Source organism: Altererythrobacter sp. C41, assembly GCF_016803135.1.
Lineage (GTDB): Bacteria > Pseudomonadota > Alphaproteobacteria > Sphingomonadales > Sphingomonadaceae > Pelagerythrobacter.
The window spans coordinates 801,383-820,424 of sequence record NZ_JAEVFE010000001.1 but is presented as its reverse complement, the minus strand read 5'-3'; the positions used below and the strand labels follow the sequence as shown (position 1 = coordinate 820,424).

At 67.3% G+C, this 19,042-nt stretch carries 21 protein-coding genes; 16 read left to right on the top strand and 5 right to left on the bottom strand.

Annotated features, from left to right (window positions below; genetic code table 11):
- The 5 genes from trmD to JNO53_RS03885 form a co-directional block, all read left to right on the top strand.
- A partial coding sequence (trmD, locus tag JNO53_RS03905) for a tRNA (guanine(37)-N(1))-methyltransferase (protein ID WP_238401553.1) occupies positions 1-610 on the top strand: 610 nt, incomplete at its 5' end.
- Between the two features lie 11 nt (positions 611-621).
- The gene (gene rplS / locus JNO53_RS03900; protein ID WP_119511465.1) at positions 622-996 is read left to right on the top strand and encodes a 50S ribosomal protein L19; all 375 of its coding nucleotides are present in this window, start codon (positions 622-624) and stop codon (positions 994-996) included.
- A 156-nt stretch (positions 997-1,152) separates the two neighbouring features.
- Positions 1,153-2,178, top strand: a complete 1,026-nt coding sequence (locus JNO53_RS03895; protein WP_203107776.1) for an aspartate-semialdehyde dehydrogenase — start codon at positions 1,153-1,155, stop codon at positions 2,176-2,178.
- A 31-nt stretch (positions 2,179-2,209) separates the two neighbouring features.
- On the top strand, positions 2,210-2,860 hold the full coding sequence (locus tag JNO53_RS03890; RefSeq protein WP_203107896.1) for a 2-hydroxychromene-2-carboxylate isomerase: 651 nt from the start codon (positions 2,210-2,212) through the stop codon (positions 2,858-2,860).
- Positions 2,861-2,902: 42 nt separating this feature from the next.
- Complete coding sequence (locus tag JNO53_RS03885) at positions 2,903-3,634, top strand: DUF4336 domain-containing protein (RefSeq protein WP_203107774.1); 732 nt, start codon at positions 2,903-2,905, stop codon at positions 3,632-3,634.
- A gap of 3 nt (positions 3,635-3,637) precedes the next feature.
- On the opposite strand, the gene JNO53_RS03880 is transcribed toward JNO53_RS03885, so the two are convergent.
- From JNO53_RS03880 to JNO53_RS03870, 3 genes are read right to left on the bottom strand one after another with little or no spacing between them, the layout of a single operon-like run.
- Positions 3,638-5,212: a DHA2 family efflux MFS transporter permease subunit gene (locus JNO53_RS03880; protein WP_203107772.1), complete on the bottom strand. Its 1,575-nt coding sequence runs from the start codon at positions 5,210-5,212 to the stop codon at positions 3,638-3,640.
- Positions 5,213-5,225: 13 nt separating this feature from the next.
- The gene (locus JNO53_RS03875; protein WP_203107770.1) at positions 5,226-6,326 is read right to left on the bottom strand and encodes an HlyD family secretion protein; all 1,101 of its coding nucleotides are present in this window, start codon (positions 6,324-6,326) and stop codon (positions 5,226-5,228) included.
- Positions 6,319-6,762: a MarR family winged helix-turn-helix transcriptional regulator gene (locus JNO53_RS03870; protein ID WP_203107768.1), complete on the bottom strand. Its 444-nt coding sequence runs from the start codon at positions 6,760-6,762 to the stop codon at positions 6,319-6,321. Before JNO53_RS03870 ends, JNO53_RS03875 begins: the two co-directional genes overlap by 8 nt.
- 74 nt (positions 6,763-6,836) lie before the next feature.
- On the opposite strand from JNO53_RS03870, the gene JNO53_RS03865 reads away from it, so the two are divergent.
- The 6 genes from JNO53_RS03865 (at position 6,837) to JNO53_RS03840 (ending at position 12,735) form a co-directional block, all read left to right on the top strand.
- Entirely contained in the window at positions 6,837-7,610 is a 774-nt protein-coding gene (locus JNO53_RS03865; protein ID WP_203107766.1) for an alpha/beta fold hydrolase, read from the top strand.
- Between the two features lie 72 nt (positions 7,611-7,682).
- On the top strand, positions 7,683-9,536 hold the full coding sequence (locus tag JNO53_RS03860; protein ID WP_203107764.1) for a M2 family metallopeptidase: 1,854 nt from the start codon (positions 7,683-7,685) through the stop codon (positions 9,534-9,536).
- A 144-nt stretch (positions 9,537-9,680) separates the two neighbouring features.
- Positions 9,681-10,682 (top strand): YncE family protein, encoded by a 1,002-nt coding sequence (locus tag JNO53_RS03855; RefSeq protein WP_203107762.1) that lies wholly within the window; start codon positions 9,681-9,683, stop codon positions 10,680-10,682.
- Positions 10,679-11,143 carry an ATP-dependent zinc protease family protein gene (locus tag JNO53_RS03850; RefSeq protein ID WP_203107760.1) on the top strand — a complete coding sequence of 155 codons (465 nt, stop codon included), beginning with the start codon at positions 10,679-10,681 and terminating at the stop codon, positions 11,141-11,143. Before JNO53_RS03855 ends, JNO53_RS03850 begins: the two co-directional genes overlap by 4 nt.
- Positions 11,140-12,045 carry a 30S ribosomal protein S6--L-glutamate ligase gene (rimK, locus tag JNO53_RS03845; protein WP_203107758.1) on the top strand — a complete coding sequence of 302 codons (906 nt, stop codon included), beginning with the start codon at positions 11,140-11,142 and terminating at the stop codon, positions 12,043-12,045. The genes JNO53_RS03850 and rimK overlap by 4 nt, the downstream gene beginning before the upstream one ends.
- Positions 12,046-12,246: 201 nt before the next feature.
- Entirely contained in the window at positions 12,247-12,735 is a 489-nt protein-coding gene (locus tag JNO53_RS03840) for a YbjN domain-containing protein (RefSeq protein WP_203107755.1), read from the top strand.
- Between the two features lie 140 nt (positions 12,736-12,875).
- Here JNO53_RS03840 and JNO53_RS03835 read toward each other — a convergent pair whose 3' ends face one another.
- On the bottom strand, positions 12,876-13,814 hold the full coding sequence (locus tag JNO53_RS03835; RefSeq protein ID WP_203107754.1) for a DUF808 domain-containing protein: 939 nt from the start codon (positions 13,812-13,814) through the stop codon (positions 12,876-12,878).
- A gap of 203 nt (positions 13,815-14,017) precedes the next feature.
- On the opposite strand from JNO53_RS03835, the gene rpsF reads away from it, so the two are divergent.
- From rpsF to JNO53_RS03810, 5 genes are all read left to right on the top strand, one after another.
- The gene (gene rpsF / locus JNO53_RS03830; RefSeq protein WP_203107752.1) at positions 14,018-14,383 is read left to right on the top strand and encodes a 30S ribosomal protein S6; all 366 of its coding nucleotides are present in this window, start codon (positions 14,018-14,020) and stop codon (positions 14,381-14,383) included.
- On the top strand, positions 14,383-14,607 hold the full coding sequence (gene rpsR / locus JNO53_RS03825; RefSeq protein WP_203107750.1) for a 30S ribosomal protein S18: 225 nt from the start codon (positions 14,383-14,385) through the stop codon (positions 14,605-14,607). Before rpsF ends, rpsR begins: the two co-directional genes overlap by 1 nt.
- 13 nt (positions 14,608-14,620) lie before the next feature.
- A complete protein-coding gene (gene rplI, locus JNO53_RS03820) occupies positions 14,621-15,250 on the top strand; it encodes a 50S ribosomal protein L9 (protein ID WP_203107748.1) in 630 nt (209 codons plus the stop codon).
- A gap of 368 nt (positions 15,251-15,618) precedes the next feature.
- Positions 15,619-17,058 (top strand): AMP nucleosidase, encoded by a 1,440-nt coding sequence (locus JNO53_RS03815; protein ID WP_203107746.1) that lies wholly within the window; start codon positions 15,619-15,621, stop codon positions 17,056-17,058.
- 86 nt (positions 17,059-17,144) lie between these two features.
- On the top strand, positions 17,145-17,579 hold the full coding sequence (locus JNO53_RS03810; protein WP_203107894.1) for a GNAT family N-acetyltransferase: 435 nt from the start codon (positions 17,145-17,147) through the stop codon (positions 17,577-17,579).
- Here the strand turns inward: JNO53_RS03810 and JNO53_RS03805 are convergent, their stop codons facing one another.
- A complete protein-coding gene (locus tag JNO53_RS03805; protein WP_203107744.1) occupies positions 17,580-19,007 on the bottom strand; it encodes a glutamate ligase domain-containing protein in 1,428 nt (475 codons plus the stop codon). It abuts the gene before it with no gap.
- Positions 19,008-19,042 lie beyond the last annotated feature (35 nt).

Here is a 19,042-nt window from a genome sequence, read left to right as displayed (position 1 = left end):
TTCGGTGCTGGCGAAGCCCTCTCCCCTTCCGGGGAGTGGGTTGGGAGAGGGGGCAGGGCGAACCGCGACCGTGGCACGCGACCCCCTCCCCCCGGCCCCCTCCCCTGAAGGGGAGGGGGAGAGGCCCATCCTCGCGATGACGCCGCGCGGTACGCCGATCACGCAGGCGCGGATTCGCGAGCTGGCGGCGGGGCCGGGCGTCGTCATCCTCTGCGGCCGGTTCGAAGGGTTCGACGAGCGCCTGTTCGAGGCGCGGCCGCAGATCGAGCAGGTCAGTCTCGGCGACGTGGTCCTCTCCGGCGGAGAGCCCGCCGCGCTGGCCATTCTCGATGCTTGCATTCGCCTGCTTCCCGGCGTAATGGGCGCGCCTTCGAGCGGGACCGAGGAATCCTTCGAGGAAGGGCTTCTCGAGTATCCGCAATATACCCGACCTCAGGAATGGGAAGGGCGCACGATCCCTGAAGTGCTGCGATCGGGGGATCATGCGAAAATCGCGGCGTGGCGCAAGCAACGCAGCGAGGAAGACACACGGTCACGCAGGCCGGACCTTTGGGAGCGCTACAGTGGCGCTCGGGACCAGTCTGCCTCTGATGCGCGGCGAAAAAGGTAAGGATGCAGGTCATGAACCTGATTCAGCAGCTCGAGGCCGAAGCCATCGAGAACCTCGGGAAGGACGTTCCCGAATTCCGCGCCGGTGACACCGTGCGCGTCGGCGTGAAAGTCGTCGAAGGCACGCGCGAGCGTGTGCAGAATTTCGAAGGTGTGGTGATCGCCCGTTCGAACCGCGGCATGGGTTCGAACTTCACCGTGCGCAAGATGAGCTTCGGCGAAGGCGTGGAACGCGTGTTCCCGCTCTACTCGCCGATCGTCGACTCGATTACCGTGGTTCGCCGCGGCGTCGTGCGCCGGGCGAAGCTCTACTACCTGCGCGGCCGCACCGGTAAATCGGCCCGCATCGCCGAGCGCCGCGAGAACCGCCCGACCGAAAAGGCCTGATCGGCCACCAGTCGGGAAAGAGACAGCAAGGGGCGCTCCGGCACGGGTCGGGGCGCCCCTTTTGCGTTTCGGCCCGCTATCGGGGGTTCAAGGATATTTGCGGTTGCGGGCGAGACGCTGAGCGCTAAGCCCCGCGCACCAAGCGAGGAGTGATAGATGGGTTATCGGGTGGCAATCGTCGGCGCGACCGGCAACGTCGGACGCGAGATGATGCAGATCCTCGCCGAGCGCGAGTTCCCGTGTGACGAGGTCGCGGCGGTCGCGAGCTCGCGTTCGGTCGGCACCGAGGTCGAATTCGGCGACACCGGCAAGATGCTCAAGTGCAAGAACATCGAACATTTCGACTTCGCCGGATGGGACATCGCGCTGTTCGCCGCCGGTAGCGGCCCGGCCAAGGAATATGCGCCCAAGGCGGCGGCGGCCGGCTGCGTGGTGATCGACAACTCCTCGCTCTACCGCATGGAGCCCGACGTGCCGCTGATCGTGCCCGAGGTGAATCCGGACGCGATCGACGGCTACAAGGCGCGCAATATCATCGCCAACCCGAACTGCTCGACCGCGCAGCTCGTCGTCGCGCTCAAGCCGCTGCACGATGCCGCGACGATCAAGCGCGTGGTGGTGAGCACCTACCAGTCCGTGTCCGGCGCCGGGAAGGCGGGGATGGACGAGCTGTTCGAGCAGAGCCGCGCGATCTTCGTCGGCGATCCGGTCGAGCCGAAGAAGTTCACCAAGCAGATCGCCTTCAACGTGATCCCGCACATCGACGTCTTCCTCGACGACGGATCGACCAAGGAAGAGTGGAAGATGGTGGTCGAGACCAAGAAGATCCTCGACCCGAAGATCAAGCTCAACGCCACCTGCGTGCGGGTGCCGGTGTTCGTCGGCCACTCGGAAGCGGTCAACATCGAGTTCGAGAACGAGCTTTCGGCCGAAGCGGCGCAGGACATCCTGCGCGAAGCCCCGGGCGTGATGCTCGTCGACAAGCGCGAGGACGGCGGGTACGTCACCCCGATCGAAAGCGCGGGCGACGGCGCGACTTACATCAGCCGCGTGCGCGAGGATCCGACGATCGAGAACGGCCTGACCCTGTGGTGCGTCTCCGACAACCTGCGCAAGGGCGCGGCGCTCAACGCCGTGCAGATCGCGGAACTGCTCGGCCGGCGGCACCTGAAGAAGGGGTGACGAGGGGGAGGGCTTGCGGCACAACGTCCGCATGACCCTCGCCGCCGATCTCTTCTTCAGCTTCCGCAGCCCCTACAGCTATCTGGCGGTGGGGCGGTATCGCGAGCTGGCGGAGACGCACGACGTTGAGATCGCGCTGCGGCCGGTCTACCCGCTGGCGATCCGGCAGCCGGATTTCTTCGAGCGCAACCATCCGAACTGGCTGCGTTACACGCTGGTCGACGTGATGCGGGTGGCGCAGTTTCACGGGATTCCTTTCGGTCCGCCGCGGCCGGATCCGATCGTGCAGGACATCCCGACGCGCACGATCGCGACCGACCAGCCCTATATTCGCCGGATCACGCGGCTGGGGCAGGCCGCGGCGCGGCGGGGGAAAGGCCTCGCCTTCGCGCACGAGGCGGGTATGCTAATCTGGGGAGGGGCCGGGAACTGGCACGAGGGCGAACACCTGGCGGGTGCTGCCGAACGAGCCGGGCTGGACCTCGCGGAACTCGACGCCGAGGCGGCGGCACAGGCGGACGAACTCGACGCCGAGATCGCCGCCAACCAGCAGGCGCTGGAGGATGCAGGGCACTGGGGCGTGCCGACGCTGGTGCTCGAGGGGGAACCGTTCTTCGGGCAGGACCGGATCGAGATGGCGAAGTGGCGGATGGAGCAGAAGGGGCTCGCCCCGCGCGCCTGAGCGTTTGCGCGCGCGGCCACCGCGCCTTACCATGCCGCGCCTATGAGCGGCATCATCCCCTACGATCCCCTCAACACGCCCCAGCCCTTTGCCGAGCGCGTGTGGATCGTCGATGGGCCGGAGATCCGGATGGACGTCGGCCCGTTCAAGGCGCCGTTCCCGACGCGGATGACGGTGGTTCGCCTGCTGTCGGGGGACTTGTGGATCCACTCGCCGATCGCGCCCGATCCGGCCTTGTTCGAGCGGATCGAGGCGCTGGGGCCAGTACGGCACCTGATCGCGCCCAATTCGCTCCACTACTGGTACATGAGCGATTGGCTCGCGCGCTATCCCGAGGCCATCAGCCATGCCGTGCCGGGTCTGGAGCGGGCGAAGCGCCCCTTCCGCATCGACCGGACGCTGGCGCCCGGCACGAGCATGGCGTGGGAGGGCGAAATCGCCTGGGTGGTCATGCAGGGGGCGGTGGTGAACGAGGCGGTGTTCTTCGTCCGGCACGCCAGCGTCTGCGTGCTGACCGATCTGATCGAGAATTTCGAGCCGGCGCGCGTCCCCAACCGCCTGATGCGCTGGATCATCCGGCTGGGCGGAGCCGACGGTTCGACGCCGCTCGACATGCGGGCGACCTATCTCCTGCGTCGTCGGCGGATCGCGGGGGCCGCGCGCGAGATACTGGACTGGCCGGTCGAGAAAGTGGTGATGGCCCATGGCCGCCCCTATGAGCGCGATGGTGCGGCTGAACTCCAGCGCGCGCTGAGCTGGGCGGTGCGGCGCTGAGGTCTAGTGCCCGGCCGCGTCGGCAGCGGGCGCGGCGGGGCCCTTCGCCGGTCGCATCAGGAAGGCGAAGGGGACGGCGGCCAGCGCCATCCACATCATCAGCCAGAAATCGTCGACATAACCGATCATCGCCGCCTGGCGGTTGACCTCGGCATCGATCATCGCGAGGCCCGCCTGGCCGAGCGCCTGGAAGCGGTCGAGCGCCGAGAGGTCCAGCGAACCGAGGCTCTGCGCGGTCACGTGGCTGCCGAGCTCCTCATGGCTGATCTGGATATTGCGCGCGAGCAGGATCGTCGTGACCGAGATCCCGACCGAGGCGCCGAGCGAGCGCACGAGATTGAGCAGGCTCGCCCCTTCGGTGCGCAGGCGCGGCTCCAGCGTGGAGAAGGCGGTCACGTTGAGCGGGATGAACACCAGCCCCATGCCGAGCCCCTGGATCAGCCCCGAGAGGATGAAGTGGTAGGAATCGGCCGCGAGCGACCAGTGCGCCATCTGCCACTGCGACAAGGCGGTGATCGCAAAGCCGCTCGCCACCACCACGCGCGCGTCGAGCCCGCGGCGGATCAGCAAGCCCGAAAGCTGCATCGAGATCAGCACCCCGACGCCGCGCGGCATCAGCACGATCCCGGTGTCGATCACGCCGTAGCCGAACAGGTGCTGCAGCATCGGCGGCAGCAGCGCCATATTGGCGAACATGACGACGCCAATCACGAACATGAAGCAGAGCGCCAGCGTGAAGTTCCGGTCGCGGAACATCGATCCCTCGAACAGCGGACTGCGCGCGGTCGCCATGTGGACGATCGCCATCCACCCGGCGCTGGCGGCGAGGAACGTGTAGAGCCAGATCTCGCCCGAATCGAACCAGTCGAGGTGGGCGCCGCGGTCGAGCAGGAGCTGAAACGAGGCGAGGGCAAGGCCCAGCAGTGCGAAGCCGGTCAGGTCGAAGCGGCGCGCTGCGCCGTCGCGGTGCGGCAACTCGGCCATCAGGATCGCCAGCGCGAGGATACCGACCGGCAGGTTGACGTAGAACACCCAGCGCCAGTTCGCGCTCTCGGTCAGCCAGCCGCCGAGAATGGGCCCGAGGATCGGGCCGATCATGATCCCCATGCCCCAGATCGCCATCACCTGCGCATGGCGGCTGGGACGCGAGGTATCGAGCATGAAGCTCTGGCTCAGTGCCGGGATGAAGGCACCCGCGACGCCCTGGAGCGCGCGGAACAGCACCATCTCTTCCAGGTTCTGCGCCATGCCGCACAGCATCGAGGCGGCGATGAAACCCGCGACCGAGAGGATGAACAGCCGCCGCCCGCCGACCCGGTCGGCCAGCCAGCCGGTCACCGGCATGGCGACCGCGGAGGCAACGATATAGCTCGTCAGGACCCAGGTGATGCTTTCCGACGTCGCGCCCAGCGTGCTCTGCATGTGCGGGATCGCGACGTTGGCGATCGTCGTGTCGAGCACCTGCAGCAGCGAGGCGGCCATGATCCCGACGAGCAGCAGCGCCGGGTTGCGAACCTGGAGCTGCGCTTCGTCCGCGGGCGGCGCGCCCGGGCGGGCGGGAAGGGCGGCCGAGGCCAACTTGCGGCCCGGCCTAGCGCTCGCGGCCGTCGGTGAAGACGGTCACCTCGGTCGAGAGGCCGGCGATGAGCTGGCGCGGGCTGTCGTCGTCGATTTTGATGCGCACCGGCACCCGCTGGGTCACCTTGACCCAGTTGCCGGTCGCGTTTTGCGCGGGGAGGACGGAGAATTCCGATCCGGTGCCGGCCCCGATCGACGAGACATGGCCTTTCAGCACGAGATCGGGATAGGCGTCGACGCGAATTTCGGCCGGCTGGCCGACGCGCATATCGTCCAGCTCGGTTTCCTTGAAATTGGCCTCGACGTAGGAGCTCGCCTCGCGAACGATGGTCACGACCGGAAGGCCCTGCATGACCTGCTGGCCGATCTGGAGGCGATCGGCCTGCGAGATGACGCCGGCGGCCGGCGCGCGCACTTCGGTTCGCCGCAGGTTGAGCTCCGCCGCCGCCCGCTGCGCTTCGCCCGCCGCGATCTGCGGGTTCTTGCCCGGCACGGCTGCGCCGCGCGCGAGCTTGGCCCGTGCTTCGGCCTGGAGGGCCAGCGCGATGCGAAGCTCCTCGCGCGCCTGCTGGACCGCGTGCTCGGCCGCGTCATGCTCGGTCTTGGTCAGGAAGCCGCGATTGTAGAGCTCGTCCTTGCGCGCAAAATTCGTCTCGGCGAAGGCGATGTCCTCGCGTGCGGCTGAAACCGATGCGCCCGAAAGGTCACTGCTGTTGCTCAGCGCGGTGACGTTCGCCTGCGCCTGCGCGATCGTGGCATTGGCCTGCGCGATCTGGAGGCGGTAAGGCTCCGGGTCGATGCGGAACAGCAGGGCGCCCGCCGCGACCCGCTGCCCGTCCTCGACCGCGACCTCGACGATCTGACCGCCGACTTCGGCGGAGACGGCCACCCGGTCCTGCTGGACATAGGCGTTGTCGGTCGAGACCTTGCCCTGCAAGCTGAGCCAGTAGAGGCCGCCCGCAATCAGCATCGCGAGCGGCACGGCCGCCATCAGCGCGATCCGGCCCCAGCGGCGCGGCTTGGCAGCCTCGGGCTCGGGCTGCTGGGAAATTCGTTCGGGCGCGGAGACTTCGTCCGCAGCCTCGGGCAGCGTTGCGGGGTCGGCGTCAGCCATTGGCGGCAAGCTCCTTGGACGGGGCCGAGAGGTTGGTGGAAACGCGTTCGAGCATGGCCATGAAAACCGCCTCCTCCTCGGCGTCGAAGCCGGCGAGCATGGTTTCCATCAGACCGTCGAGCGCGGTGCGGATGCGGGCGATCTTGCCGCGGCTATGACTGGTGAGGTGCAGCAGGCGCGCACGCCGGTCGTCCGGATCGGCCCGGCGCTCGACGAGGCCGGCTTCCTCCATCCGGTCGACCATGCGGCAGAGCGTGATCGGCTCGATCTCGAGCCGCTCGGCGTAGAACGCCTGATTGCGGCCTGGATGCCGCTCGAGATTGAGCAGCAGGCGGGCTTGCGGCGCCGTCACCCCTGTTTCCCGCACCCGCTCGTCGAAAGCGCGGCGCAGCAGGCGGGAGTTGTCCGCAAGTAGGTAGCCTGCGTTGGTGTCCATGCGCGCGCATATAATAAGCGTGCTTATATACTCAAGCGGTTTGCGTATCGCAGTCGATCGGGTAGGCGGCGGAGATGGAAAACGCCGACATCGAAGTGAGAAGCGAGCGTGTGACGTCGTTCGACGGCGCGGGGCTGGCAGTGCGCCGCATGGGTGCCGGCAGGCCGGTGCTGATGCTGCACGGGCTGTTCTCGAGCGCGGAAATGAACTGGATTCGCTTCGGACATGCGCGGAAGCTGGCCGAGGCGGGGTTCGAGGCGGTGATGCCCGACCTGCGCGCGCACGGCGACAGCGCCAAGCCGCACGAGGCCGAAGCCTATCCGCCGGGCGTGCTGGCGAAGGATGCGGCGGCGCTGGTCGAGGCGCTGGGGCTGGAGGACTACGACCTCGTCGGCTTCTCGCTTGGCTCGCGGACCTCGGCGCGGGCGGTGATCGACGGGCTTCGCCCGCGCCGGCTGGTGCTGGGCGGGATGGGCCTCGAAGGGCTCGCCGGCTGGAACCGGCGCGCGGCGTTCTTCATCGACGCCATCGATCGCTTCGACGAGGTCGAACGCGGCGACCCGGCATTCATGGCGGTCAGCTTCATGAAGACCATGAAGATCGACCGCGTGGCGGCGCGGCTGCTGCTCCAGGCTGTGGACGACACCGATCCCGAGGAGCTGGCGAAGATCACCATGCCGACCCTGGTTCTGTGCGGCGACAAGGACGACGACAACGGCTCGGCGACCAAACTCGCGGAGGCGCTGCCCGACGCGCGTCATGTGGAGATACCCGGCACGCACATGAGTTCGGTCACCGAAGGCGCGCTGGGCGATGCGCTGGTGGAGTTTCTCGGCGCAACCGCTTGATTCGCGTCCGGCGGAGGTTCAGAAACCGGTATCTGCCGAAACCGGTTCCCGCATGAGAGGATGCCCCAGATCATGAAGTTCGCACCCGTCGCGCTTGCCGCGCTTGCCGTCTCGCTTGCCGTTCCCGCTCATGCGCAGGAAACCAGCCCGCCCGCCGGCGAGCAGACCGCGCAGCAGGCATATCCGATGACGCCGCAAGGTGCGGCTGCCTGGGTGGCAATGGTGGAGAAGGACCTGTTCGACTACTCGGTCGATGCGAGCCGGGTCTATTGGGTCAACTCGACCTATATCACCGACGACACCGACGCGCTTGCCGCGCAGGCCGGCGCGGAAGGGACCGAGAAGTCGGTCAAGTACGCGCTGGAGGCGGCGAAGTACGCGCAGGTCCAGGGCCTCGACCCCGACGTCGCGCGCAAGCTGAACATCCTCCGCAACGGCATCGTCCTGCCCGCGCCGACCACCGAGGGCGCCGCGACCGAGCTCAACGAGATCGCGACCAGCCTGCAGAGCCAGTACGGGAAGGGCCGCGGCACGCTGAACGGGCAGGAGATCTCGGGCTCCGACATCGAGGCCGAAATGGGCAACCTCGAGCACACGCCCGAGGAGTTCGCCGAGATGTGGGCGAGCTGGCACAACAACGTCGGTGCGCCGATGAAGGAAGAATACGTCCGCATGGTGGAGATCGCCAATGCGGGCGCGACCGAGCTCGGGTTCGACGACGTGGGGGCGATGTGGCGTTCGGGCTACGACATGAGCCCGGAGGAATTCACCGCCATGACCGAGCGGCTGTGGCAGGAAACCCGGCCGCTCTACGAGGCGCTGCACACTTACGTGCGCACGCAGCTCAACGAGAAGTACGGCAATGCGGTGCAGCCGACCACCGGGCCGATCCGCGCCGACCTGCTCGGCAATATGTGGGCGCAGGAATGGGGCAACATCTACCCGATCGTCGCGCCTGAAGGTTCGGGCGATCTGGGCTACGACATCGGCGCGCTGCTGGAAGCGCAGGGCAAGAAGCCGCTCGACATGGTCAAGATCGGCGAGGGCTTCTATTCCTCGCTCGGCTTCACGCCGCTGCCGGAGACGTTCTGGGAGCGAAGCCTGTTCACCAAGCCGGCGGACCGCGAAGTGGTGTGCCATGCGAGCGCCTGGAACGTCGACAACGTCGACGATATCCGCATCAAGATGTGCATCAAGGTGAATGCGGACGACTTCGTCACCATCCACCACGAGCTCGGCCACAACTATTACCAGCGCGCCTACAACGAGCAGCCGTATCTCTATCTCAACGGCGCGAACGACGGATTCCACGAGGCGATCGGCGATTTCGTCGCGCTTTCGATCACCCCTGAGTACCTGGTCCAGATCGGCCTGCTCGACCGTGCCCAGGTGCCGGGCGAGGAGAAGGACATCGGCCTGCTGCTGCGCCAGGCGATGGACAAGGTCGCGTTCCTGCCGTTCGGCCTGATGGTCGACAAGTGGCGCTGGGGCGTGTTCGACGGCACGATCACCCCGGCCGAATACAACACTGCCTGGACCGAGCTGCGGCGCGAGTATCAGGGCATCACCCCTCCGGTCGAGCGGCCGGCCGATGCGTTCGATCCCGGCGCGAAGTACCACATCCCGGGCAACACGCCCTACATGCGCTACTTCCTCGCGCGGATACTGCAATTCCAGTTTTACAAGGCCGCCTGCGACCAGGCCGGCTGGGAAGGGCCGCTCCACCGCTGCAGCTTCTACGGGAACAAGGAAGTCGGCGCGAAGCTGGCCCGGATGCTGGAGATGGGCGCGAGCGAACCGTGGCCCGACGCGCTCGAGGCGTTCACCGGCACCCGCGAAATGAGCGCCAAGCCGATGCTCGAATACTTCGCGCCGCTGAAGGCCTGGCTCGACGAGCAGAACAAGGGCAAGTCGACCGGGTGGTGAGACAGGTGTGAGTCCCCGCGAAGGCGGGGACCCCACGCCATTGGCGCTGCGCTGATATCCTGAGGTCCCCGCCTTCGCGGGGACTCGGAGAAGGCGGCAAGGTCGGCTATTCTCTCCCTCAGCAGAAGGCTGCTCGGAGGAATCATGCGGGTTTTATCGCTTTTATGCCTGGCTGCTGCGGCGGCCTGCGCGCCGGTTACCGGGGGATCGGGTGCCGCGCCGACCGGCGACGGTGCCGCGCTGTTCGTCGCCAACAAGTTCGGCAACTCGCTCTCGAAGATCGACCTCGCGAGCGGCGAGGAGGTCGCGCGGGTCGATAGCTGCGCCAATCCGCACGAGCTCGCGACATCGCCCGACGGCGCCCACGTCGCGCTCGCCTGCTACGGCGGCACGAGCGTGGACGTGTTCCGCGCGAGCGACCTCTCGCGCGTCAAGCGGATCGAGCTGGGCGAGAACGCGCGGCCGCACGGGATCGTCTGGCACGCGAACGGCGACCTCTATGCGAGCGCCGAGGGGCGCCGTTCGATCCTCTGGGTCCGCGATCCGCTGAGCGAAAGCGCCGAGACCTTCGAATTCTCGACCGGACAGGAAGGCACGCACATGCTCGCCGTCGCGCCCGATGCGCGGCATGCGTGGACGGTCGACATGGGCTCGAAAACGGTCACGCTGGTCGACCTGCTGACTCGTCGTGCGCCGCGTTCGGTGGAAGTCGGCGTGGAGCCGGAGGGGATCGATCTGGCGCCCGACGGCAAGACGCTGTGGGTCTCGGCCCGCGGTTCGGACAAGGCGTTCGCGCTCGATCCGCAGACGCTGGAGGTGCGGCACGAGGTGGCGACCGGGGACTTCCCGCTGCGCCTGGCGATCCGGCCGCAGGGCGATGTCGCGGTGACCTCCAACATGGCCGACGGTTCGCTGACGGTCATCGATCTCGCCGCAGCTCGCGCGGTGCGCACGATCGCCGTCTCGGGCCGCGAGGAGGCCAAGACGCGCCAGCAGGTCACAATCGTCTGGTCGGAGGATGGTGAGCGCATCTACGTCGCCGAGACGGGCAGCGACACGATCGCCGAAGTCGATTTCGCCAGCGGCAGGGTGCTGCGGCGGCTGGCCACCGGCGACGGGGGCGACGGGCTGGCGATCGTCGGTTGAGCGCGAAGAAGGAGCCGCTGCCGGCGGTGGGTTGGCGCGAGCTCGTCGCGCTGCCCGAGCTGGGCCTCGCGGCCGTTCCGGCCAAGATCGACACCGGCGCGCGCACCTCGTCGCTTCATGCGACCGTGCTCGACCGGTTCGAGCGGGACGGGACCGATTACGTGCGCTTCGCGGTCGATTTCGGGCGCCAGCACGTGCGCCAGGTGTGCGAAGCGATCCAGGTCGACCGGCGCGGAATCACCAGTTCCAACGGCGAGACGCAAATGCGCTTGATCGTGAAGACGCCGATGCGTATCGGCGCCGTCGAATTCCGTGCCGAGATCAGTCTTGCCGACCGCTCGGACATGCAATTTCCCCTGCTTATCGGCCGCACGGCACTCCGCCGCCGGTTCGTCGTTGATTCGGGCAGCTCTTGGCTCCAGTCGCCAGGGCGCATGCCGAGGAAAGATCGCGTGCCATGAAGATCGCCATGCTTGCCCGCAACCCGAACCTCTACTCGCACCGGCGTCTGGTGGAGGCGGCGGAGGCGCGCGGGCACGTGCTCGACGTGCTCAACACCCTGCGCTGCAACGTCCAGATCGCCTCCCACCGGCCGACGGTAACCTACAACGGGCAAACGCTGACCGGCTACGACGCGGTGATCCCGCGCATCGGCGCCTCGATCACCCATTACGGCCTCGCGATCCTGCGCCAGTTCGAGATGAGCGGCGTCTGGCCGCTCAACGAAAGCGTCGCGATCGGCCGCAGCCGCGACAAGCTGCGCTCGATGCAGATCCTCGCCAAGCACGGCCTGGGCCTGCCGCTGACGGCTTTCGCGCACGATCCGAAACAGACCGAGGAGATCATCAAGGCGGTCAAGGGACCCCCGGTGGTGATCAAGCTGCTCGAAGGCACGCAAGGGATCGGCGTCGTCCTCGCCGAGACCGAGGCGAGCGCCAAGTCGGTGATCGAGGCCTTCCGCGGGGCCAACGTCAACATCCTGGTGCAGGAGTTCATCAAGGAAGCCGGCGGCACCGACATCCGTGCGCTGGTGATCGGCGGCAAGGTCGTCGCTGCGATGAAACGCACCGGCGCGCCCGACGATTTTCGCAGCAACCTCCACCGCGGCGGCAGCGCGGAGCTGGTCCGGATCACGCCCGAGGAACGCTCGACCGCCGTGCGCGCGGCAAAGCGCATGGGGCTTAACGTTTGCGGTGTGGACATGCTGCGGAGCAATCACGGGCCGGTGATCATGGAGGTCAATTCCTCCCCGGGCCTCGAGGGCATCGAAGCGGCGAGCGGCAAGGACATCGCAGGGATGATCATCGATTTCATCGCCGCCAACGCGAAGGCGGGCAAAACGAAGACCAAGGGGAAGGGGTGAGGGGGCGGGGGAGGCCGCTCGCGGCCCTGAGCACGTCTATCCCGGCGAAGCTGGGATCGCTTTCTGCAAACTCCGACCGCGTCGCACCCGATCCCGGCTTTCGCTGGTGACGGGAACGGAAGGTTGCCCGCTTCTTTGACGTTGCCTCGACAACCGATTCCCGCCAATCTCGGCGTTCGACTCCAGGGGGTAACCGACCGTATGAAACGACTGCTTGCAGCAAGCGCGCTCGTCCTTGCCGCGCCGCTTGGCGCCCAGGCCGGCGAGGCCATGGTGACGGCCAAGAACCCGCAGGGGATCGTCGATACCCTGAAGGCAGCCGGGTACGATGCCGAGCTCACCGAGGACGGCGCGGGCGACCCACTTGTCGTGACCGAGCTTTCCGGTTGGTCGACCCGAATCTACTTCTACGGCTGCGACGAAACGTCCCACGATGGCTGCGACGCGGTGCAGTTCTCCGCGGGATTCGACCGCAAGGAGCCCTGGACCGCCGAGAAGGCGATGGCGCTGGCGCGCACCTACCGCTTCAGCAGCACCTATCTGGACGACGAGGGCGATCCCTACATCGAGTGGGACGTGATCACCGGCGACGGCATTCCCGCCCCGGTGTTCCTCGCGAGCGTGCTCGGCTTCAGTGACGCGATCGACGTGGCGCGAAGCGAGGCCTTCGCCGACGAGACGGCCGAGTAGCCGACGTTCGGTAATGCGGCGAGCCGGGCTTGCCGCGAGGGAAAATCCGCCAGATTTCCAAGATGCTCGCTGCGATGGGCGGGTGATTTGCCGAGGGCGCTGGCTTTTGCGAGCCTCAGCGCGGGCGCGTTTTTTCCGCTCTAGTGCCCGCCGATCCGCAGCACCTTGTGCAGGACGAAGGCGATCACCGCGCCGAGGACGAGGCCGAACAGGGCGGACAGTCCGGCGAAGGTGATCCACCCCGTCACACCGGCCAGAGCGCCCGTGGCCGCTTCGACGGCGTGCCGGATGTCCTCGACCAGATGCTCGGGCTGCGCGACGCCGAGCTCTGCGAGGCCATGGAGGACGATCCCCCCGCCGACCCACAGCATCGCCACCGTGCCGATCAGCGAGAGGGCGGTAAGCAATCGAGGCATCGCGCGCAGCAGGAACCGGCCGACGCCCTGCGCGAACGCGGAGCTCTTCTCCGACAAGTGCAGGCCGACGTCGTCCATCTTCACGATCAGCGCCACCGCACCGTAGACCACGAACGTGATCGCCACGCCGACGAGTGCGAGAACGCCCGCGCGGACGAGGAAGGTTTCGACCGCGACTTCGTTGAGCGTGATTGCCATGATCTCGGCGGAAAGGATCAGGTCGGTCCGGATCGCGCCGGAGACGCGCTGCTGCTCGAACGCCACCGGATCCGCGATCGGATCCTCCAGCGTCTTGCCGTGCTTCTCGCCGCCCAGCTTCTCCATCACCTTCTCGGCGCCCTCGTAACTGAGGAAGCCGCCGCCCAGCATGAGGATGAAGATGATCGCGGCCGGCAGGAACTGGCTCAGCAGCAGGGCGCCGGGGAGCAGGATCAGCAGCTTGTTCTTCAGGCTGCCCTTGGTGATCTTCCAGATGATCGGCAACTCGCGCGCAGGCGACAGGCCGGTGACGTAGGACGGGGTCACCGCGGCGTCGTCGATCACCACGCCGGCGGCTTTCGATCCGGCCTTGCCGGCCGCGATGCTGACATCGTCGATGGAACCCGCAGCGGCGCGCGCGATCACGGAAACGTCGTCGAGAAGCGCTACCAATCCGCCGGGCATGGAATCTCCTGTTTCGCAGCTTTACGCTGCCCTGCCGCCTCCGTTCCTGCCGCACAAGCCCCAGTTATGCCTTGCATTCCGCGCCGATGCCGCTATGTGCGCGCCTTCCTGTCTCCGGGCAGGGAAATGGAAGAAAGCCGGAGGGGCCCCGCAATCCCGCGGATCAGCCAGCGATCGGCATTACAGAGTGAAGGAAGCGAAGCATGGCTCTTTACGAGCATGTCTTTCTCGCGCGCCAGGATCTGAGCCAGGCTCAGGTCGACGCGCTGGCGGCAACCGCCACCGAAATCGTCGAGAAGAACGACGGCAAGGTCACCAAGACGGAGACCTGGGGTCTCAAGTCCCTTGCCTACAAGATCGACCGCAACCGCAAGGCGCACTTCGTGCTGCTCAACATCGAAGGCCCCGGCGCCGTGGTGGAAGAGCTTGAGCGCCAGACCCGCATCAACGAAGACGTCATCCGCTACATGACCATCCGTGTCGACGAGCACGAGAGCGGCCCGAGCGTGATGATGCGCAAGAACGAACGCGACCGGAAGCGTCGCTCCGAACGTGAGGAGCGCGACTGATGGCCCGTCCGTTTTTCCGCCGCCGCAAGTCCTGCCCGTTCGCGGGCAAGAACGCGCCGAAGATCGATTACAAGGACGTGCGCCTGCTCCAGGGTTTCATGTCCGAGCGGGGCAAGATCGTCCCCAGCCGCATCACCGCCGTCAGCGCCAAGAAGCAGCGCGAACTCGCCAAGGCGATCAAGCGTTCGCGCCACATCGGCCTGCTGCCCTACATCGTGAAGTAAGAGGAGACTGAACATGGATATCATCCTCCTCGAACGCATCGGAAGCCTGGGCAACATCGGCGACGTCGTGTCCGTCAAGGACGGCTACGCCCGCAACTTCCTGCTCCCGCAGAAGAAGGCCCTTCGCGCCAACGAAGCGAACAAGAAGGTCTTCGAGGCCAACCGCGAACGCCTGGAAAAGGAAAACGCGGAGCGCCGCGGCGACGCCGAGAAGCAGGGCGAGAAGGTCGACGGCGTCGAGATCGTGCTGATCCGCGCCTCGTCCAACGCCGGCCACCTCTACGGCTCGGTCAACGTGCGCGACGTCGTTGCGGGCCTTGCCGAGCAGGGCCACGAGATCGACAAGCGCCAGGTCATCATGGGTCACCCGATCAAGACGCTCGGCATGCACGACGTCACCGTCGCGCTGCACCCGGAAGTCCACGTCACCGTGAAGGCGAACGTCGCCCGTTCGGAAGACGAGGCCGAACTGCAGCGCCAGGGCGTCGACGTGCTCGCGCAGCTCTTCGCCGACGAGCAGGCCGAGATCGAGGAAATGGCCCAGGCCAACGCCATCGATCCGACCCTCGAGCCGGGCGAGATTCCGGCCGACATGCTGGAAGGCCCCGCCGAAGGCGAGGCTGCGGACGAAGCCAACGGCTGATCCGCACCGACAGGACAAAAGAGGGCGCGGCCTGCGAAGGTCGCGCCCTTTTTCGTGCCTGCTTTGGATTCGCGCCGGGGGCTGAGGAAGAGGGGCGTTCGCAGAGGCACAGAGGCGCGAGGTTATTTTCGCGCAGAGCCCGCGGAGGACGCGGAGAGCGGGGCGGCGGAGAGGGGGCAGAGGAGCAGCTTCCAAAAACCCCTCGTCGTCCCAGCGAAAGCTGGGATGACGATTAAAGGATGTGACGCCCCTCCGCCCCCCACCACGGCGTCCTCTGCACACTCTGCGCGAAAACAACTCCCTCCGCGTCTCCGTGTGACACCCAGCAGGACTTGGAATTGTCACGCAACAGGCGCTAATGGCCATCGATGGAATCACCTGAAAAGATCATCGAAGACCTTACCCGCCTCTATGACGAAGCGGTCGAGCGCCTGCGCGCCGACATCATCGCCTTCGGGCGCGAGGGCACGCTGCCCAAGCCGGAGAAGCGCAGCGACGGCAGCTACGCCTATCCCGAACTGCGCCTGCGTTTTCGCGGCGGCACCCGCCCCGAAGACCGCAGCCGCGCCTATGGACGGCTCAATATGCCGGGCACCTACGCCACCACCGTCACCCGCCCGCGCCTGTTCGCCGATTACCTCGCCGAGCAGTTGCGGCTGATCACCAGCGACTACGACGTCGATCTGGAAGTCGCGCCGTCGCGGCAGGAAATCCCTTTCCCCTATGTGCTCGACGGGGAGGCGGGGGCGGAGCTTGCCGGCATCAGCCCGCAGGAACTCGCGCGCCATTTCCCCTCGACCGAACTGGCCGACATCGGCGACGAGCTGGCCGACGGGATCGAACTCGGCGCGCCCCGCGATCCGATCCCGCTCTCGCTGTTCGACGGCCTCAGAACCGACTTCAGCCTCGCGCGGCTGGCGCATTACACCGGGACCGACCCGGCGCATTTCCAGCGCTTTATCCTCTTCACCAACTACCACCGCTACGTCGACGAGTTCGTCGACTGGGCGGGCGAGCAGCTCGGCAACGACGAGTGCACCGCGCTTGCGGGAGCCGGCGGGCTCTACCTCGAAACCCCGCGCGAGAATGCACGCGTCGAGCTATCGGACACCGCCTGGCGCCGTCACCAGATGCCGGCCTACCATCTGATCGGGAAAGACCGCGGCGGGATCACGCTGGTCAACATCGGCGTCGGCCCGTCGAACGCCAAGACGATCTGCGACCACCTCGCCGTCCTGCGGCCCGAGGCATGGCTGATGATCGGTCACTGCGGCGGCCTCCGCCCGAGCCAGAAGATCGGCGACTACGTTCTCGCCCACGCCTACCTGCGCGACGATCATGTGCTCGACCCCGTGCTCCCGCCGGAGATCCCACTGCCGGCGATCGCCGAGGTGCAGCAGGCGCTCGCCAAGGCGGCCGAGGAAGTCAGCGGCACTCACGGCGCCGATCTCAAGCGCCGCATGCGCACCGGCACAGTGGTCACGACCGACGACCGCAACTGGGAGCTGCGCTATACCCAGTCCGCCCGCCGCCTCTCGCTCAGCAGGGCGGTCGGGATCGACATGGAAAGCGCGACCATCGCCGCGCAGGGTTACCGCTTCCGTGTTCCCTACGGCACGCTGCTGTGCGTCTCCGACAAGCCGCTGCACGGCGAGATCAAGCTGCCGGGGCAGGCGAACAAGTTCTACGAGGAGGCCATCGCCGCCCACATGCAGATCGGCGTTACCACCTGCCGCCTGCTGCGCGAGGAGGGCAACCGCCTGCACTCGCGCAAGCTGCGCGCCTTCAACGAGCCGCCGTTCCGGTGACGGGTGCCGTTGCCGGCGCGGATGTGTCCGCCCGTTCAGTCGAAATACGCCGGGCCCGCCTGGAAGATCACGCCGCCATTTGGAGCATGCTCGAGCCGGTGATCCGCGCGGGCGAGACCTACGCTTTCGACCGCGACATGAGCGAAGGGGCCGCGCTCGCCTACTGGACGCGCGCGGGCACGGAGGCCTTCGTCGCCGAGGACGACGGCCGCATCCTCGGCACGTACTACATGCGCCCGAACCAGGCGGGCGGCGGCAGCCATGTCTGCAACTGTGGCTACGTGACCGCGGCCGATGCGGCCGGTCGAGGGGTCGCGCGGCAGATGTGCCTCCACTCGCTCGATCATGCGCGGGCGCAAGGCTACCGGGCGATGCAATTCAACTTCGTCGTGAGTTCCAACGAACGCGCGGTGCGGCTGTGGCAAACGCTGGGCTTCGACATCGTCGGCCGCCTGCCGCTGGCGTTCGACCATCCGGGCCTCGGCCCCGTTGACGCCCTGGTGATGTTCCGGACGCTCTAGCTACCCCAGCCGTTCCAGCAGTTCGCGCGCGAAGGCCGTCAGGGTGTCGTCGCGTGCGCCCATGACCACGATCCGGTCGTTCGGCCGGGCGAGGCAGACGATGCGGTCGCCGCAGGCCTTGCGCGTGGGGATGTATTCGGCATGACCGCCGGCGGCCTCGATCAGCCGCACGATCCGCTCGCTGCCTTCGCTCCGGTCGACCGTTCCGCCGAAATAGACGGGATCGCACAGGATCGTGCAGTCCTCGGGCCCGAGCTCGCGCGCGAAGGTTTCGGCCAGCTCGGCGCCCATCTGCCGCAGGGGGCCGTAGCCGTGCGGCTGGAAGAAGGCGATCACGCGCCCTTCGTGCGCCTTCAGGGTGCGCAGGGTCGCCGCGCATTTCTCGGGGTTGTGGCCGAAGTCGTCGATCACGGCGATGCCCGCGGCGCTGACGCCGACGAGATCGAACCGCCGCGCGAGCCCCTTGAACTCCGCAAGCGCCGCAACCGACGCCGCGACCGGCACGCCAGCGGCGGCCGCGGCGGCGATGGCCGCGAGGGCGTTCGAGAGGTTGTGCTTGCCGGGCATCGCCAGCGTGAGCGGGTGCTCGCTGCCATCGTGCCGGTCGACGATCATGGCCGCCTGCCGCAGCGGCCCTTCGGCGATCGAGCCGGGCACCACGCCGATCTGCGCCTTCTCCTGATCGATGCCGAACGTGATGACCTCGTTCGCGTGCGGGAGCAGCGCGAGCGCCTCGGCGTCGTCGGCATTGATCACGGCGATGCGGCTACGGGCGAGAAAGTCGCCGAAGAGCTGGCGCAATTCGTCCATGCCCTTGTGGTCGAGGCTGACATTGAGCAGCACGCCGACCGCCGGGCGGTAGAGCGCGATCGACCCGTCGCTCTCGTCCACTTCGCTGACATAGATGCTGCGCCCGCCGACGAGCGCGCTGGCGTTCGGGCGTTCGGGGGTGACGAAGTTCTTCATCACCGCGCCGTTCATCACCGTCGGGTCACGGCCCGCGGCGTGCATGATCCAGCCGAGCATGCCGGTCACCGTCGATTTGCCGCTCGTGCCCGCCACCGCGAGGCCGGCGCCGCTGGTGTTGAACAGGATCGAGTTGAGCTCTGCCCGCGACATCCTAAGGCAGCCGAGCTCCTTGGCGCGCACCACTTCGGGCACCGTATCCTCGATCGCGGCCGAGGCGACGAGGATCTGCTCCGCTGACACGATCCCGCTGCCGTCCTGCGGATGGAGCGCGAAGCCCTGGGCCTCGAGCGCGGCGAACTTCTCCGGCGTGCGGCCCTGATCGCGGCTGCGGTCGCTCCCCGCAACTTCGGCGCCGCGCCCCTTAGCGATCTGCGCCAGCGGCAGCATGCCGGAGCCTCCGATCCCGCAGAAGAAGAACGGGCGGGCGAAAAGCTCGTCGGCTGTGGGGATATCGTCCATTGCCCGCTGCGTATTCAGTTGTGCAGGCCGATACA